Annotated in this window: 18 protein-coding genes; 8 read left to right on the top strand and 10 right to left on the bottom strand. The window is 61.3% G+C overall.

Annotation, left to right across the window (positions count from 1 at the left end):
• Nucleotide 1: 1 nt before the first annotated feature.
• Together P0M12_RS05515 and P0M12_RS05510 are read left to right on the top strand one after the other, a co-directional pair.
• On the top strand, nt 2-829 hold the full coding sequence (locus tag P0M12_RS05515) for a crotonase/enoyl-CoA hydratase family protein (protein ID WP_211920784.1): 828 nt from the start codon (nt 2-4) through the stop codon (nt 827-829).
• A complete protein-coding gene (locus tag P0M12_RS05510) occupies nt 826-2,364 on the top strand; it encodes an AMP-binding protein (RefSeq protein WP_277377507.1) in 1,539 nt (512 codons plus the stop codon). The genes P0M12_RS05515 and P0M12_RS05510 overlap by 4 nt, the downstream gene beginning before the upstream one ends.
• On the opposite strand, the gene P0M12_RS05505 is transcribed toward P0M12_RS05510, so the two are convergent.
• Nucleotides 2,357-2,989 carry an alpha-ketoglutarate-dependent dioxygenase AlkB gene (locus tag P0M12_RS05505; RefSeq protein ID WP_007733562.1) on the bottom strand — a complete coding sequence of 211 codons (633 nt, stop codon included), beginning with the start codon at nt 2,987-2,989 and terminating at the stop codon, nt 2,357-2,359. The two genes, P0M12_RS05510 and P0M12_RS05505, sit on opposite strands and share 8 nt — an antisense overlap.
• 147 nt (nt 2,990-3,136) lie before the next feature.
• On the opposite strand from P0M12_RS05505, the gene P0M12_RS05500 reads away from it, so the two are divergent.
• Nucleotides 3,137-3,553: a hypothetical protein gene (locus P0M12_RS05500; protein ID WP_007733561.1), complete on the top strand. Its 417-nt coding sequence runs from the start codon at nt 3,137-3,139 to the stop codon at nt 3,551-3,553.
• A 94-nt stretch (nt 3,554-3,647) separates the two neighbouring features.
• Here the strand turns inward: P0M12_RS05500 and P0M12_RS05495 are convergent, their stop codons facing one another.
• The gene (locus P0M12_RS05495) at nt 3,648-3,875 is read right to left on the bottom strand and encodes a hypothetical protein (RefSeq protein WP_020970523.1); all 228 of its coding nucleotides are present in this window, start codon (nt 3,873-3,875) and stop codon (nt 3,648-3,650) included.
• 247 nt (nt 3,876-4,122) lie between these two features.
• On the opposite strand from P0M12_RS05495, the gene P0M12_RS05490 reads away from it, so the two are divergent.
• Nucleotides 4,123-4,914, top strand: coding sequence for a MerR family transcriptional regulator (locus tag P0M12_RS05490; RefSeq protein WP_270008161.1), 792 nt, complete (start codon nt 4,123-4,125; stop codon nt 4,912-4,914).
• Between the two features lie 383 nt (nt 4,915-5,297).
• Here the strand turns inward: P0M12_RS05490 and P0M12_RS05485 are convergent, their stop codons facing one another.
• Both P0M12_RS05485 and P0M12_RS05480 read right to left on the bottom strand, forming a co-directional pair.
• Nucleotides 5,298-6,200 (bottom strand): DedA family protein, encoded by a 903-nt coding sequence (locus P0M12_RS05485; protein ID WP_277377506.1) that lies wholly within the window; start codon nt 6,198-6,200, stop codon nt 5,298-5,300.
• Nucleotides 6,197-6,904, bottom strand: coding sequence for a methyltransferase domain-containing protein (locus tag P0M12_RS05480; protein WP_073512689.1), 708 nt, complete (start codon nt 6,902-6,904; stop codon nt 6,197-6,199). Before P0M12_RS05480 ends, P0M12_RS05485 begins: the two co-directional genes overlap by 4 nt.
• A gap of 132 nt (nt 6,905-7,036) precedes the next feature.
• Here P0M12_RS05480 and P0M12_RS05475 point away from each other — a divergent pair, with 132 nt between their 5' ends.
• Both P0M12_RS05475 and P0M12_RS05470 read left to right on the top strand, forming a co-directional pair.
• Nucleotides 7,037-8,173 carry a histidine kinase gene (locus P0M12_RS05475; RefSeq protein ID WP_277377505.1) on the top strand — a complete coding sequence of 379 codons (1,137 nt, stop codon included), beginning with the start codon at nt 7,037-7,039 and terminating at the stop codon, nt 8,171-8,173.
• Nucleotides 8,170-8,814 carry a response regulator transcription factor gene (locus P0M12_RS05470; RefSeq protein ID WP_073512655.1) on the top strand — a complete coding sequence of 215 codons (645 nt, stop codon included), beginning with the start codon at nt 8,170-8,172 and terminating at the stop codon, nt 8,812-8,814. Before P0M12_RS05475 ends, P0M12_RS05470 begins: the two co-directional genes overlap by 4 nt.
• 37 nt (nt 8,815-8,851) lie before the next feature.
• Here the strand turns inward: P0M12_RS05470 and P0M12_RS05465 are convergent, their stop codons facing one another.
• From P0M12_RS05465 to P0M12_RS05450, 4 genes are all read right to left on the bottom strand, one after another.
• A complete protein-coding gene (locus P0M12_RS05465; RefSeq protein WP_019744976.1) occupies nt 8,852-9,226 on the bottom strand; it encodes a hypothetical protein in 375 nt (124 codons plus the stop codon).
• Nucleotides 9,227-9,353: 127 nt separating this feature from the next.
• On the bottom strand, nt 9,354-10,487 hold the full coding sequence (locus tag P0M12_RS05460) for a HoxN/HupN/NixA family nickel/cobalt transporter (protein WP_277377504.1): 1,134 nt from the start codon (nt 10,485-10,487) through the stop codon (nt 9,354-9,356).
• Between the two features lie 140 nt (nt 10,488-10,627).
• Nucleotides 10,628-10,957 (bottom strand): AzlD domain-containing protein, encoded by a 330-nt coding sequence (locus tag P0M12_RS05455; RefSeq protein WP_003940007.1) that lies wholly within the window; start codon nt 10,955-10,957, stop codon nt 10,628-10,630.
• The gene (locus tag P0M12_RS05450) at nt 10,950-11,687 is read right to left on the bottom strand and encodes an AzlC family ABC transporter permease (protein ID WP_277377503.1); all 738 of its coding nucleotides are present in this window, start codon (nt 11,685-11,687) and stop codon (nt 10,950-10,952) included. Before P0M12_RS05450 ends, P0M12_RS05455 begins: the two co-directional genes overlap by 8 nt.
• A 79-nt stretch (nt 11,688-11,766) precedes the next feature.
• On the opposite strand from P0M12_RS05450, the gene P0M12_RS05445 reads away from it, so the two are divergent.
• Both P0M12_RS05445 and P0M12_RS05440 read left to right on the top strand, forming a co-directional pair.
• On the top strand, nt 11,767-12,207 hold the full coding sequence (locus tag P0M12_RS05445) for an Lrp/AsnC family transcriptional regulator (protein WP_020970517.1): 441 nt from the start codon (nt 11,767-11,769) through the stop codon (nt 12,205-12,207).
• 57 nt (nt 12,208-12,264) lie between these two features.
• Entirely contained in the window at nt 12,265-12,690 is a 426-nt protein-coding gene (locus P0M12_RS05440; RefSeq protein WP_003940409.1) for a VOC family protein, read from the top strand.
• Here the strand turns inward: P0M12_RS05440 and P0M12_RS05435 are convergent.
• The gene (locus tag P0M12_RS05435) at nt 12,687-13,697 is read right to left on the bottom strand and encodes an AraC family transcriptional regulator (RefSeq protein WP_003940556.1); all 1,011 of its coding nucleotides are present in this window, start codon (nt 13,695-13,697) and stop codon (nt 12,687-12,689) included. The two genes, P0M12_RS05440 and P0M12_RS05435, sit on opposite strands and share 4 nt — an antisense overlap.
• Entirely contained in the window at nt 13,694-14,884 is a 1,191-nt protein-coding gene (locus tag P0M12_RS05430) for a pyridoxal phosphate-dependent aminotransferase (protein ID WP_209920524.1), read from the bottom strand. Before P0M12_RS05430 ends, P0M12_RS05435 begins: the two co-directional genes overlap by 4 nt.
• Between the last annotated feature and the right edge of the window lie 108 nt (nt 14,885-14,992).

The following is a 14,992-nucleotide window of genomic DNA, read 5'->3' as shown; positions in this document are numbered from 1 at the left end:
CGTGACCGACTCCGATCGACCAGGTGGCGATGTCTATGTGGAGCGTGACGGTGGCGTCACCGTCATCGTGATGAATCGCCCTGATCGCAAGAATGCGGTGGACGGGCCGATGGCGGCGCAGTTGCGTGATGCCTTCCTGGAGTTCGAATCGGACGAGAGTCAGAAGGTGGCGATTCTGTGGGGCGCGGGCGGCACATTTTGTGCCGGTGCGGATTTGACCGCAGTCTCCGACCCCGCCCGCGTGCATGAGTTGCATCCGGAAGGCGGCGGCACCGGCCCGATGGGGCCGAGTCGGTTGGTGTTGTCCAAGCCATTGATCGCCGCCATCAGCGGATACGCGGTTGCAGGAGGGCTCGAGCTTTCATTGCTCGCGGACCTGAGGATCTGCGAGGAGGATTCCGTGTTCGGAGTCTTCTGCCGGCGCTGGGGAGTTCCTCTCATCGATGGTGGGACCGTGCGACTGCCGCGAATCGTCGGGCAGGGGCGAGCGCTCGACATGATCTTGACCGGTCGCCCGGTCGACGCTTCGGAGGCGTTGGCCTTCGGACTGGCCAATCGTGTTGTTCCAGTGGGGCAGTCACTCCAGGTAGCCAAGGAGCTTGCGCACCAGTTGTCCGCTTTCCCACAACTCTGCATGCTCGCGGATCGCGCATCGGCCTACCGATCTTTTGATCTACCACTTGCCGAAGCACTGCGCGCCGAGGGTGTCGCAGGAAATCCCATTGTCATCGCCGAAGGTGTGCGCGGCGCTGCTGCGTTCGCCGCGGGCGCCGGCCGGCACGGCCGATTCGAGAACAACCCGAATTCGAACGAGGAAACTGAACCATGATGCCCATGACCCGAGATCTGATCGCCCGTGGTGCGCGACAGCACGGACCGCGAACAGCCGTCGTCTTCGGCGATCGATCGATGACGTTCACGGAAGTGGACGAACTCAGCAGCCGATTGGCGCATACATTCATCGCGCTCGGTATCGGGCGTGGCGCACGGGTTGCGTTGCTGGTCAACAACTCTCTTGCCAGCGTGCCTGTCGATTTTGCGTGTGTCAAAGCCGGCATCAACAGGGTTCCGCTCAACTCGCGACTCTCGCTCGACGAGCACGCACGAATGCTCGCGGACACCGACACTTCGCACGTCGTTTTCGGTACTGACCTTGCCGGCCGAGCTGCTGAACTGTCCGCCAGGTTCCCGGATCGGACGTTCGTCGGGCTGGAAACAGGTGCGGAGGGGCAGCTTTCGCTGTTGGATCGAGCACAGGGCATGTCTTCGGCCACTCCGGACGTCGAGGTAGATCCCGACGACGTGATCCTGACGCTGTTCACTTCCGGGACCACGGGAACGCTGAAGGCCGCGCAGCACACTCAGCGCAGCTACGCCGGAATCTGCCGCAATGTTCTGCTCAATCTGCTTCCGGCGACTCAGGACGACACGATGTTGCACGCAGCATCACTGATTCACGCCAGCGGTGTCTTCGTGCTTCCATTCTGGCTCCGTGGCGGTAAGACCGTCATCCTCCCCGGTTTCGACCCGTCGACCTTCTTGGACTCGATAACCGAGCATCGGGCTACGGCAATCAATCTGGTGCCGACGATGATTCAGATGCTCCTCGAACGCCCTGATTTTGCGAGCGCAGACATCTCGAGTCTGAAATCCGTGATCTACGGTGCGTCGCCGATGCCGCTGGCCACCATCGAACGGGCGATGCAGGCGTGGGGGCAACACCGTTTTCTCCAGTACTACGGGCAGACCGAGGCACCGCTGTGTATTGCAGTCTTACGGCCCGAAGATCACACGGAAGATCGCCTGCTGTCCTGTGGTCAGCCGGCCATCGACGTCGAGATCAGGCTGCTCGACGGCGAGGGAAACGAAGTGCCCCAGGGAGAACCGGGTGAAATCGTGATCCGCTCGCCATCGGCGATCGCCGGATACTTCAATGCACCGGAACTGAATGCGGACACCTTCACCGAAGACGGCTGGGTTCACACCCGTGACATCGGTCAGTTCGACGCCGAAGGATTCTTGTTCTTGAAGGACCGAGCTTCGGACATGATCATCAGCGGCGGATACAACGTCTACCCCCGTGAAGTCGAGGATGCACTCCTGACGCATCCGTCTGTCCGTGAGGTCGCCGTGGTGGGTACCGCCGACGCCAAGTGGGTGGAGGCGGTCACGGCTGTGGTGGTGCTCGAGGACGGGACCGTCGAAAACGACGTACTGCAAGCATCATTGGTCGCGCACGTCGGCGAGCGACTGGCGTCGTACAAGAAGCCGCGTCGGGTTGTTTTCGCAGAATCCATACCGAAGACGGCCGTCGGCAAGCTCAATCGGAAGGCGCTGCGAGACGAACTCCGCGACGCTATCTAACTCCGCGAGTGCGGAATTGAACGCTGATTCTCGGCCCGAGGGCCCGCGCACTCTTCGGGACACAGTGTTCCCACGTGCGTTGGCAGGATCCGCCCATGACGAGTAGATCTCCGTGTCCGAGATTGAAGCGGATGGATTCGCCGCCCCCGCGAGGGCGCAATAGGAGCGGGCGAGCCGCACCGAGAGACAGGATGGCCACCATCGTGTCCTCGGTGCGACTTCGTCCCGTATCGTCCCCGTGCCAGGCAACGCTGTCGGAACCGTCGCGATAGAAACAGAGACCCGACGTGGCGAATGGTTCGCCGAGTTCGTCGAAGTAGTGACTGCTCAGCGCGTCTTTGGCTTCGGTGAGAAGTGCGTCCGGCAGTGGTTGATTCTCTGCGTAGAAACACACCAGACGAGGGACGTCGACAACGCGGTCGTACATCTGACGCCGTTCGGAACGCCACGGCACCGTAGCTTCCAGATTGTCGAACACGGCCTCCGATCCGGTCAGCCAGGCCGGGCGATGGTCGACCCATGCGCCGGCTGTGAGGATACGTCTCTGCACCGTGCCCTCGAGATCGCCCAAAGAGACGCCCAGGTCACCGTTGTCGAACAGAGACGGTTGCATCGTGGCGGTCATAGACTCCACCGTACACCGAAATCGAACATATGTTCCCATGAAATTTGATTGCAGTGCTGGACGGCTGTTCATCCTTGCTGGGTGATGTCCGGCGGCGTGAACCTTTGAATACTGTTCTCACGCTATTTCGCCGAAGAAGGGGATGTCATGACTGCTCCGCACCAATCTCATGCGAACCACCCTGTCCGACAAGGCTTTGCCATCGGGACCACGGTGGCGGCAGCATGCCTGCTCTTCGTCGCGGGAATCGTCGCGTTGCTGCAGGGCATCGCGGCTCTCGCGGACAACGATTTGCTGATCGTCGGAGTCAATTACACCTTCGAATTCGATGTCACGACATGGGGTTGGATCCACATCGTGCTCGGAATCATCGGCATCGCGGTGTCGCTGGGATTGTTCGTCGGCATGGCGTGGGCCCGCGGGATGGCATTCGTCATCGCGGCACTTTCGATCGTGGCGAATTTCCTGTGGATGCCGTACTACCCGCTGTGGTCGATCGTGATCATCGCCCTCGACGTCGCTGTGATCTGGGCCGTCGCGACCTGGCGACCTGACGAGGTGTGATCCTCTGACCGAAGTGAGTGGTTCACCTGCGGTAGGTGAACCACTCACTTCGCTGTGTCCGGGCCTCCACGGTTGGCCTCATCCCTACGCGGCGTCAGCGCCGTTTCGGTGACTCGCGATCCTGGTTCTCGCGCGGACGCATGTCCTTCGTCGATCGGTGTGGGAAGCCATGGATCATCGAGCAAGAGATCCAGCAGATCACTACCGTTGCGATTCCGAGTCCGATCGACGCGAATGGTTCCTGCGTAGCCAGCCAGACGCTCAGTCCGATTGCCGTCCCGACGATCAGAATCAGGATGGTGTCGAGTCGTGTCGTTTGCATCGAAATCATCGCCTGGCACAGATAGTTTCTGGCGGCCCGCTGGTTTTGGCGGCCCGCCGCCCGGCGAGTGACAGCCGGGGGCAGACCTTGCGCGGCTGACCCCTCGCTCTGGAAATCGCCGCCGCAAGTGATCAATACCCGCGAAATTCGTCTGCGAAACTCCTCACGGAAGAACAGGGCCTTATGTCTCAAGGCCCGACATGCCGGGCCTTGACTATGACGTAGCGTCATAGTTAATGCTGTTCGTATGCGAATCAGCGACGTGGCCAGTGCGGCAGGCACCACTCCGCGGACCGTTCGGCACTATCACCGACTGGGGTTGCTGGCCGAGCCGAGACGACTGTCCAACGGTTACAGAACTTACGAACTTCCCGATCTGGTCAGGCTGATGCGCATTCGATGGCTCTCCGCCGCCGGCATTCCACTCGGATCCATTGCCGCGATGATCGAACCGACGCCGATCGATGTACGAGAACCGGACGACTTCGCCGAAGATCTTTCCTCCCTGATCGCGGAGATAGACCGGAAGCAGCGCGTCCTCGCAGACCAGCGAGTGCGCCTCGAGGAAATGCTGTCGGCGCGAGGTGCTGGGAGGGTGGTCTCGCCGCTTCCGATGGAGCTGCTGTCGGCGTTCGACGAGTTGATCGCGTCGTCCCCCACGGGTTCGGTGCGACGCTTGTTCGAGCGCGAACGCGACATGTGGGAATTGGTGGCGATCTCGGGCGCAGCGCCGCACGAACTGTTCTCCACGGCTACACGATTGCTGTCCGACGAGGGCGACCGGAATCGAATTGTCGATCTGTACCGTCGTTTCGCTGCATTGGCTGGGCGTGAGGTAGTCGACGTTGCAGACGAGATCGCGTGTCTGTCCTGCGAGTTGGAGGAATCACTGGCCGGGGTGCTCGGCGACGTGTGCTCAGACGGAGACTCTGCAGGTGTCGGCCTTTCGGTCGCGATCGCGGATCTGGTGCCTGATCCAGCGCAACGTGAAGTGGTTGCGCGCGTCGCAACACGTCTCATGTCAGGCGGTACGGCGTGATCCGATCACTGTGGTTGCTCTCGACGGGCAGGAGAGACGGAGGTTCCAGTGATACAGCGACTTTCGGATACGCGAAGGGGACCATGTCGATACCGGTGGCATTTGTCGCGGCGAGTGTGATCGAGGCCGTGGCGATTCACTTCCTGGTGCCGTGGCAGTGGCTTCGCGTCGTGCTGCTCGTTGCAACGGTGTTGTCGCTGATTGCGATTGGCGGTTGGCTTGCCGGACGCGTCGTGCACCCGCATCTCGTGTCCGCTCGAACGGTGGTGTTTCGTTCCGGCACGGGCGTTCGTGTCGAGGTGGACCGATCACGGATTTCGCGGGTGAGCATGGTCCGAAGATTCGGTGAGACCGCAAACTCGATTGTCGGCGACTGCCTGGTTCTACCGGGGCCCGACGGCACTGTCGTGGATGTCGGCTTCGACCGACCCGTCTCGGTCACGCTCCCGAAACGGCTGTCGAAGGGATCTAGCTCCACTCTGATCGATGGGTTGCGGTTGCATGTCGATCAACCCGGCGAATTCTGTGCAGCGTTGTCGCGGGACTGAACTCACATCACGTCGTCTGCGATCCGAATGATCGATGTCCTCCTGCATGCGGTGGCGCCCAGCCTGCGCCGAGCGCTCGCAGAAGGTGCTTCCGCAAGAGTGCGCACGGGACCAACCAGGTAACACCCGCGCTCTCGATCTGCTGCGAAGGATCACCCATCTTGCTCCGACCACCGCAGCGGCCGTCAGTGCGGCAATTGCGACAAGAAATGGGGCCCCGAACGTCGTGATCTGATGGAGGGATGCGGCGGTCATGTACCCGAGGGTTGTCTCGGCTGTCGCCCACACGAGGGCACCGACCGTGCTGTACGGAGCCATCTTGCGGTACGACAGATCAGACATCCCGACGAGGTGGGGAGTCAGTGTTCGCACGACCGGGATGAATCGACTTGCCAACACAGCAGGGCCGCCGTGTCGAAGGATCAGTGCCTCGGCTCGTCGCAGTAACCGAGTGGGGACGCGGCGAAAGAGCCTCTCGCTGAAGGGACGCCGGTGAAGCGAGCGCCCGGTGCGGTGGGCGAGGAAGTCACCGACCACGACTGCTATGGCGGCGATTGCGATGAGAACCGCCAGATTGACGTGCCCGTACCGGGCCATTGCGCCACCTGTCACCAGAAGTGTGAACGTGGGGACAAGAGCGCCGACAAGAAGAACGGACTCGGCCAGGACCGCAGTGCCGACCAGCGCGTAGGCACCATAAGCGGGTACATGTCCCAGCAGCCCAACCAGATCGATCACGCGTTCACCTGAGGATCAGACGGGGCGGGGTTCGGTAGGACTTCACGAGACAGTTCCCACACCAGGGCGGGCGGAAGGTTCGCCCAGATTGTCTTGCAGTCCACGGTGAATCGTTGTCGGTATTCGGTGAGAAGCTCCTCGACCTGGCGGTGGCGACGCACTGATTCCCGCGAAGCGGTCACCGAACGCAGTCGACGAGTGCCCCGGTAGGCGAAGTACGTCAAACACCCTCCACCTGTGAGAAGTTCGTCGTAGCGCGTGAGAATGTCCCTCACCGTGCTTGGCGCAAAATTGGTGAACGGTAGTCCGGAAACGATCGCGTCGTAGCGAATGTCATTTTTTATCAATTCAATTCGTGATTCGTGGACATGCGTGCGCGGCCCGCCGAATCTATGGGCGTCACGAGTGAGCTCGCGCAATCGAGCTGCGAAGCGCGGATTCGTTTCGACGACATCGAGTCTGTCGGTCGGCGAGAGCCGGTCGAGCAGCGCCGTTGTGATGGGGCCCGTCCCTGCTCCGACCTCGAGGACAGTGCGCGGACCGTCAAATCGGGTAACCGGTGCAGTCATCGCCCGGGCGAGTGAGATGCTGCTCGGAGCGACGGCGCCGACGTCACGGAAACTGTCGAACGCCTCGCGTAGGAACATGGCGGAAGAATTGACTCCGGGGCGGACAGATCGAGTGGAGCGGGGTTTGTCATTCACGGATTCGACGCTACGAATATCGGTGAGCAGGAGAATCGGCCGATCGACGACGGTATACCCCGACGAAAGTCGGGGGTCGTGGGCTCCCATCGTCGGGGTCAATCGGGAGCTGTGACAACTACTGTCATTGGCATGACTTGGGCTGAGAACTCGACCGTCCGTGCAACGGGGCGTCTCGTCATCGTCGCGGTGTTCACCGCGACCGCTATCCAGAACTGTGCGTCATCTCTCGACAGCGGATATCGGGCTCCCGGGATCGTCGTCGCGGCAGTTGCCGGAGCCTTGATCGCTTGGCAGAGAGTCGCCTGGTACGTCGCCCCAGTGGTGATTACGGCTGCAACCGGCATTTTCGGCTGGGTTCTTCTGCCGCTGCTGGCGTTGGTCCTGTTCGATCTAACAGTCCAGCGGCGCACGAACATCGCCCTGCTCTTCAGTGCAATCGCGATCGCGGTGACAGCATTCGCGCCTGCTCAGGCCACTCCACAGGCAATCGAGATATCCGCGATGATCATCATTCTCGCGTTGCCGATGCTGGCGGGAATGTGGGTCGGACACCGCCGGAAAAGGATCGCAGTGCTCAACGACGAAGTCGCGCGTCTCAAGCACGAACGGAGTCTGGGGGAGGACCGGGCGCGCGCCAAGGAACGGGCCCGGATCGCAGCGGAGATGCACGACGTTCTCGCGCATCGTCTGAGCATCATCGCTCTGCACTCCGGTGTTCTCGAGGCCAAATCGGCGACCCTCCCCGCTCCGATCGGTGATCGACTTACTCTGTTACGCAACGCATCCACGCAAGCATTGTCCGATCTGCGAGACCTCCTCGGGGCCCTTCACGAATCCCCTGAAGATCTGCCGACTCGACCGGTTCTCGTAGATGTCGACGACCTGACCGAACAAGCACGCGCGGCCGGGCAAGATGTCACGCTCGTAGTCGATGGCACCTCAGCTGACGCCCCTGTCGCCCTTCAGCTCGCTGTACAGCGCATCGTCTTGGAGTCGCTGACCAATGCGCGTAAACATGCGGTAGGAGGTTCGGTAACCGTCCGCCTCGCCTACGGACCACCTGTGACTACCGTGTCGGTCGACAACACGCTCGGGTCGGCATCCTCGGATGCAGCCCCCTCCGGCTACGGATTGGTCGGACTCCGTGAGCGAGTGCTCGCGCTGGGAGGTGAATTCGAAGCGGGCCCCATCGACGAAGGCGGGTGGCGAGTCTCAGCTCGAATTCCACACCCCCATCCGGTCGAACAAGATTGGCAGGAAAAATGATCCGCGTAATGATCGTCGACGACGACGCACTTGTTCGACTCGGCCTCACGGACTTACTTGTCGACGACCCCGACATTGAGGTCGCTGCGCAAGCATCCGATGGCATCGAAGCAATCGAGAAGGCTACCGCTCACCGGATCGACGTTGCGTTGGTCGATATCCGTATGCCGAGAATGGACGGCATCGCGGCGATCTCAAGGCTCCGCGCTCTGCCGCATCCGCCGAAAATTATCACTCTGACCACCTTCGATCTCGACGAATACGTCTACGAAGCAGTGGCTGCGGGCGCCGATGGGTTCCTGCTCAAAGACGCTGCTCCCGGCGAAATAGTGCGCGCGGTCCACACCGTGGCTGTGGGATCGGCCATCTTGCACCCCAACGCCGCCAGGCGACTTATCGACCGCTACCACCGCACCGATACGAAGGCGGCAACAAATGCCCGCCAACGCATCGAGTCTTTGACGCCCCGCGAACGGGACGTCCTCGACCTCCTCGCTCGCGGAGATACCAACGCAGAGATTGCGCAGGAACTCGGTATGCGGGAGAGCACGGTCAAAGCTCACGTCAGTCGTATCTTGGCCGCGTTGCAGACCACAAACCGCGTGCAAGCCGCGCTGCTTGTGCGTGACGCCCAACAATGACGCCGGGCCACGGTGCTCTACGGCCCTGCTCGCGTATTCACCGAAGCGGATCGACAACCAGCCACTGCACCGTTCCACCGACATTCCATAGTGCATCGGGGTTGTCGAGCGAGGCCGCGTACGTTGCCGCAGCTTGGTCGCCGGCGATCTCACCGCTCTCGCCCGACGGCGGGTTGGGCTCGAGGAATTCGGAGGGGTGCGGCCCTGGCCATGCAGGCACGTCGAACGGGGAAATGCTGGTGTCGATGAGGCCAGGTCGATGCACGGTCACCCAGTCGGGAACTTGCTTGGTTTCCGCCGCCACGGCGATCCCTGGTCCTTCGGCAGCTTCGCCGTCGCCGCTACCGCAGCCTGCCACTGCAAGAACAAGTCCCGTGATTGCCACACCCACTACCGCATGACGTATCCGCACCGTTTTCTCCTAGCCGGGGCTGACCCCGTTCGAACTCCACTATTGCATCTCGCCAACTCCGCGGGATGCGTCTTTTCATAAATGTGGGAAACGCACTGAATGTGCGTAGAAGACTCGGATTGCCAAACTATTCAGCGGTCGATCGAGGTGCGGCGGCAACGGATTGTGCCTGCCACCGTTCTTCGATGCGGCCGTACCGCCACACGAGTAGAGCAATCAGCCAGGTGGCGACAAAGAGTCCGACGATGATGAAGCCCATCGCGCCGAGATCCAAGTTCCCGATGGTGCCGAGAAACCCGTCGTGAATGTCGAGTTTGTCGGTGAAAATCGAGATGATTTCCTGGGACCCGATCAGCAGTGCCACTGCCACCGAGAGTCCGGTGATCACCATGTTGTAGTAGATCTTTCGGACCGGCTGAGCAAATGCCCAACCGTAGGCGAAGTTCATGAACGATCCGTCGATCGAGTCGAAAAGCGACATCCCGGCGCAGAAGAGGATCGGCAGAACGAGGATCGAATACCACGGGAGCCCTGTCGCCGCCGCGCCGCCGGCGATCACCAACAGCCCGACTTCGGTGACGGTGTCGAATCCCAATCCGAACAGTAGGCCGACCGGGTACATGTGCCAGGGCTTGCGAACCATCTTCATCACCGGGCCCAGAATCTTGTTCAGGGCGCCACGGCTGTCGAGTTCCTTCTCGAGTTGTTCCTCGTCGAAGGTTCCGGCCTTGTACTTCGTGTACACCCGATGAATCCCGATGAGAGAGACAAGGTTCAAGATTCCGATCAAAATCAGGAACGTGCCGGAAATGGTGGTGCCGAACAAGCCGGTCCACTTCTCCAGATCGGAGTTGTCGTCGGAAAGGCTGGTGGCCAGTTGCCGCACACCCAAAGCCAAGAGGGCGACGAGTACGAAGACGATGGTCGAGTGTCCGAGCGAAAACCAGAACCCGACGGACATCGGTTTCTTGCCGTCCGCTACCAACTTCCGAGTGGTGTTGTCGATAGCGGCGATGTGATCGGCGTCGAAAGCATGGCGCATGCCGAGCGTGTACGCCGTTACGCCGAGTCCGACGCCGAAGACACTGCCTTCGATCGTGTAGTGGCCGGGGACAACCAGGCCGAGAAGAACTGCCCACCCGACGACGTTGAGCGCTACGACGGTGACGGTCATCCCGATGATGCTTCGACGCTGGCCTCGATCCAGACTGTGCCAAGCACCGGCGATTCGAGTGCCTGTCGTGGTCATTGTCGTGGACATCGAACCTCACCGATCCTTCAGTCGCGGCCGGCGGCCACGCTACTGAAATCGTATAAGTGTTCAACTGTTCAGATAAGCGCCTGGAGGTTACAAATTGCCCATTCGGGAGTAAAGATATTTTGCTCGTCGATGGGAAATGCTCAGGCGAACACGGTATTGACCAGCGCGACGTAGATCGTCGTTCCGACGACGATGCTCAGGACGGCATTCTTTCGCCAGAGGTGCGCGGCGATCGTGGCGCACACTGCAATCAGTTCGGGTAGGCCATGAGAAGGGGCGGTGATCGACACCCCTTTGAGTGAATACATGACGAGAATCAACATGACGCCTGCCGGCATGTAGATGCCGAGGTAGCCGACCAGGGCGGAGGAGCGCAGCGGCATGAGCGCGGCGAAGGGGATTGCGCGCAGCGCGAAGGTGACCACGGCCATGACTGCGACCGCCGCAAAGATGTACGAGGTGTCAGGCATCGATCTTCGCCTTTCGTGAGTCGTAGACAAAGCGCCCGATCAGGAAGAGCACGAAGGCGCCCATCGCAATTGGCAGCATGTGATCCGGCGCTGCGAGCCGGGCGACCAGAGCGCAGGTGACCGCGGCGACCGGCACCGCGAATCCGTTTTGTGCGCGAATCGCTTCGATCGAGAGGACGACGAACAACGCCGTCAGGGCGAAGTCGAGGCCGACGATCGAGTCCGGAATCCACTGTCCTGCCGTCGCGCCCAGGATCGCGCCACCGATCCAGTAGCCGTGCAGGTACAGCTGGGAGTAGACGATGACGCGTCCGGTGAGTGCCTTGGGATCGGCAGTTACCGACATCGCATAGGCCTCGTCGGTCAGCGCGAACATGCTGTAGAAGCGGGCGAAGGGGTTGCGAATCTTTTCCAGCGGAAAACTCAAGGCGTAGAACACATGTCGAAAGTTGACCAGCAGTGCGGTCAGAGCGACGTACGGCAGCGGTGTCATGGCCGCGACCATTCCGACCGCGAGAAACTCCAGCGATCCTGCGTAGATCAGCGAGGTGAAAGCGACTGCCCACCAAGGGCTGAGCCCTTGTTGGGCCACAAGAACGCCAAGTGCGATCCCGAGCGGGAGCAGGCCGAATCCAACCGGTAGCGACAGCTGGAAGGCGTGCCGCCACGCCGGGGTCCGCGGTGGGAGTTCGACGGCCGGTGCGGCCGTCGACGATGCTGGTTCGATCACGACGCAAATCTATAACAAAGATCGAGGTGATCGATTGCTCAGAATGCCCAAATATTGAACAGTGCGCAATAATAGTGCGATGGATGCCATGGATGACGCAATTTTGTTTCACCTACGCCAGGACTCGAGTTTGACCAACACCGAGTTGGCGGATCTGGTGGGTCTGACACCCTCACCTTGCCTGCGTCGGGTGAAGAAGCTCGAAGCCGACGGAATCATTACCGGGTACCGGGCGATCGTCAGTCAGGAAGCGCTCGGTCGAGGATTTCAGGTGATCGTCACCGCCGAGATCGGAGTCAACGACCAGGCCACCATCGAGGACTTCGAATCCCAGGTCGCCGCCTTCGACGAAGTGATCGAATGTCGGCGGTTGTTCGGAATTCCCGACTACTTCATTCGGGTCGCGGTGAAAGATCTCGCGACGTATGAGAACTTCATGGTCACCAAGCTCAGCGGGCTTCCGGCTGTCTCGCGGGTGACATCGTTGATCACCATGAAGACCATCAAGAGCGTCGACTGACTCCCGGGCTCGGCTGAACCTTCACTAGGTGTCGGTGGTCGGCGTTAACGTCGGAACATGGGATACGAATTTCAAGTCACAGTAGATTCGGCACATCCGCACGAACAGGCGAAGTGGTGGGCCGCAGCACTCGGGTGGGCAGCGGAGCCCAGCGACGAAGACTTCATCAGGGGCCTCGTCGCCGCTGGTCACGCCAAGGAATCCGACACCACGACATTCGAGGGAGTCCTCGTCTGGCGCGAAGGTGCGGCCATCAGCGATCCGGAGCATCCCGAACGTCCCCGCGTTCTGTTCCAACTGGTTCCGGAATCGAAGACGGTGAAGAACCGGCTCCATTTCGACATACGAGTGGGCGACAAGCGCGAGGATGTCGCAGCGCACCTCGAGACGGTGGGGGCGACGATCCTGCACCGAGGAGCGCAGGGGCCGAGCGTGTGGATCACGATGACCGATCCCGAAGGAAACGAGTTCTGCGTCAGCTAGCGGTACGAACTCGGAGTGTCGCCGGTCCATCGTTTGAAGGCCCGACGGAAGGCGCTGGGCTCGGAGAACCCCAATCGCGCCGAGAGTACTTCGACGGATTCTCCGCGCCGCAAACCAGCGATGGCTACGTCGCGGAGCACTTCCTCGCGTAGTTGATTCAGTGATGTTCCGTCACGCCGCAGCAGTCGACGCAGATGGGGAACGCTGATCGAAAGCATCTCCGCGATCTCCTCGGCAGTGGAGGTTCGCCCCTTCACCCCGAGCTCCAGGACCCGTCGTACCTGCGCCGACGCAGTGCTGTCGTAATCACGTTCGGACATGAGCTGAATCGGAGATTCTCGGAGGTACTCCTCCAACGTCTCCTCGGTTTGGATGATCGGTGCACGCATGGCCGAGTTGTCGAACTCCAGTGCCGCGCGCTTCGCGCCGAAGGTGACCGGCGCTCCGAAGATGTAGTCGTAGTCCTGCGCCAACCGTGCATCCGGTGCCGAGTACGGAAACTCGACCGCCCGAAGTCGGACGCGCTTTCCGATCAACCATGCGGAAAATCGGTGCAGCAAGATCAGGACGAAATCGGTTGTGACACGTTCTGCGACATCAGGTTCGGCGACGCCTTCGCGAGCTCGGACAGCGAAACTCACCCGAGTGCTTTCCTCGCCCTTCTCGATCGACAGTGGGGCCAGAGCCGGTAGCGCACGGATCACGTCGGACATTCGAGCGAAGGCCGATCCGAGATCAGGGCAATGGATCAACGTCAGGCAGATCAATCGGAAAGTGCCACGGGGGACCGGGGCGGATCCGAGGCCGAACAATTCGTCGTCGGTGATCTGCCACGTGGATTGGATGAACGTGGTGACCTGAGTCGGGGTCAGTCGGGCGCGCGGGTCGGACAGTGTCTCGAGGTCGATCCCGGCAGCGCGCAGTGCACCCGACAAATCGACGTCGTTGTCCGGCGAGAACGCGAGATAGCGGTGGACGAATGCGGTCGGGATGGTCCGCGCTGTCATGGGTGCGCTGCTCCTTGGAGCAGGTGGAGACGGCGTGCAGCTTCGGACAGAATGTGGTCCTGCTTGCAGAAGGCGAAGCGCACCAGGTGCTTCCAATCGTCGCGGTTGTCCGCGAACACGTCGACCGGAACGGCCGCGACGCCGATCCGCTCGGGCAGTGCGCGGCAGAAATCTCCCGCATCGGTTTCGCCCAACGGTCTGATGTCGGCAAGGAGGAAGTACGTGCCGCCACCGGAATGCACCGTGAAACCGGCCTCGGTCAGAGCTTTACCGAGCACGTCGCGTTTGCCTTGCAAGCTCTGTCGAAGTTCGACGACCCACGGCTGTTCGTTGGTGAGCGCGTAGGCAACGGCCGGTTGGAACGGTGCACCGGCAACAAATGACATGAACTGCTTGGCGGCACGGACTCCGTCGATGAGTTCGCTCGGGCCGATCGCCCAGCCGGTTTTCCAGCCGGTGACATTGAAAGTCTTTGCGGCACTGGACACCGTGACGGTGCGCTCACGCATGCCCGGGAGCGACGCCATCGGTGTGTGGGTGAGGCCGTCGAAGACCAAGTGCTCGTAGACCTCGTCGCTCAACACGATCAGGTCGCGTTCGCACGCGAGTTCGGCGATCGCTCGAAGTTCGTGATCGGTGAATACGGTGCCGGTGGGGTTGTGAGGACTGTTGACGATCAGCATCTTCGTCTTGGCGGTGATCGCGCCGCGCAATGCATCGAGATCGACCGCAAATCCGTCTCCCGCGGTTACCAACGGAACTGTGCGACGTACAGCGCCTGCCAACGCGACGGATGCAGCGTAGGAGTCGTAGTACGGCTCGATCAGCACTACTTCTTCGCCGGGTTCGACCAGTCCGAGAATCGCAGCACTGATCGCCTCGGTGGCGCCGACGGTGACCAGAACTTCGGAGTCGGGATCACTGTCGAGTCCGTAGCGGATGCGCCGATCCTCCGCGATGGCCTGACGCAAGACGGGCATGCCCGGACCGGGCGGGTATTGATTGACGCCCTCGGCGATGGCTCGGCGCGCTACCTCGAGCATGGCCGCAGGACCGTCGGTATCCGGAAAGCCCTGACCGAGGTTGACCGCGTCGTGAAGTGTGGCCAACGCTGTCATCTCGGCGAAGATCGTGGATGCGAACGGCTGCAGACGCGAGACGGTGCGGTTGCGGGGCGTCGAAGGCATCTTTGCAGCTTAGTCGGCTGACACCGCATCCTCACATCCGCTCGGACGCGGTGCTTGTCACGTTTGAATCGCCGCCATCGTCCAACTCTGTAGAGAGCATCGAATCCG

Origin of the sequence: Rhodococcus sp. RCBS9 (genome assembly GCF_029457415.1) — a bacterium.
GTDB classification, from domain to species: Bacteria; Actinomycetota; Actinomycetes; order Mycobacteriales; family Mycobacteriaceae; genus Rhodococcus_F; species Rhodococcus_F qingshengii.
Note: the sequence above shows the minus strand (reverse complement) of the source record. Positions and strands in the feature narration are given on the sequence as shown.

Bases quoted from the DNA above. Each gene is read 5' to 3' on its own strand.
- P0M12_RS05475 (WP_277377505.1), top strand. From the start codon at position 7,037: ATGACTTGGGCTGAGAACTCGACCGTCCGTGCAACGGGGCGTCTCGTC.
- P0M12_RS05435 (WP_003940556.1), bottom strand. From the start codon at position 13,697: ATGACAGCGCGGACCATCCCGACCGCATTCGTCCACCGCTATCTCGCG.
- P0M12_RS05500 (WP_007733561.1), top strand. From the start codon at position 3,137: ATGACTGCTCCGCACCAATCTCATGCGAACCACCCTGTCCGACAAGGC.
- P0M12_RS05510 (WP_277377507.1), top strand. From the start codon at position 826: ATGATGCCCATGACCCGAGATCTGATCGCCCGTGGTGCGCGACAGCAC.
- P0M12_RS05470 (WP_073512655.1), top strand. From the start codon at position 8,170: ATGATCCGCGTAATGATCGTCGACGACGACGCACTTGTTCGACTCGGC.
- P0M12_RS05440 (WP_003940409.1), top strand. From the start codon at position 12,265: ATGGGATACGAATTTCAAGTCACAGTAGATTCGGCACATCCGCACGAA.
- P0M12_RS05460 (WP_277377504.1), bottom strand. From the start codon at position 10,487: ATGTCCACGACAATGACCACGACAGGCACTCGAATCGCCGGTGCTTGG.
- P0M12_RS05505 (WP_007733562.1), bottom strand. From the start codon at position 2,989: ATGACCGCCACGATGCAACCGTCTCTGTTCGACAACGGTGACCTGGGC.
- P0M12_RS05490 (WP_270008161.1), top strand. From the start codon at position 4,123: ATGCGAATCAGCGACGTGGCCAGTGCGGCAGGCACCACTCCGCGGACC.
- P0M12_RS05455 (WP_003940007.1), bottom strand. From the start codon at position 10,957: ATGCCTGACACCTCGTACATCTTTGCGGCGGTCGCAGTCATGGCCGTG.
- P0M12_RS05430 (WP_209920524.1), bottom strand. From the start codon at position 14,884: ATGCCTTCGACGCCCCGCAACCGCACCGTCTCGCGTCTGCAGCCGTTC.
- P0M12_RS05445 (WP_020970517.1), top strand. From the start codon at position 11,767: ATGGATGCCATGGATGACGCAATTTTGTTTCACCTACGCCAGGACTCG.
- P0M12_RS05495 (WP_020970523.1), bottom strand. From the start codon at position 3,875: ATGCAAACGACACGACTCGACACCATCCTGATTCTGATCGTCGGGACG.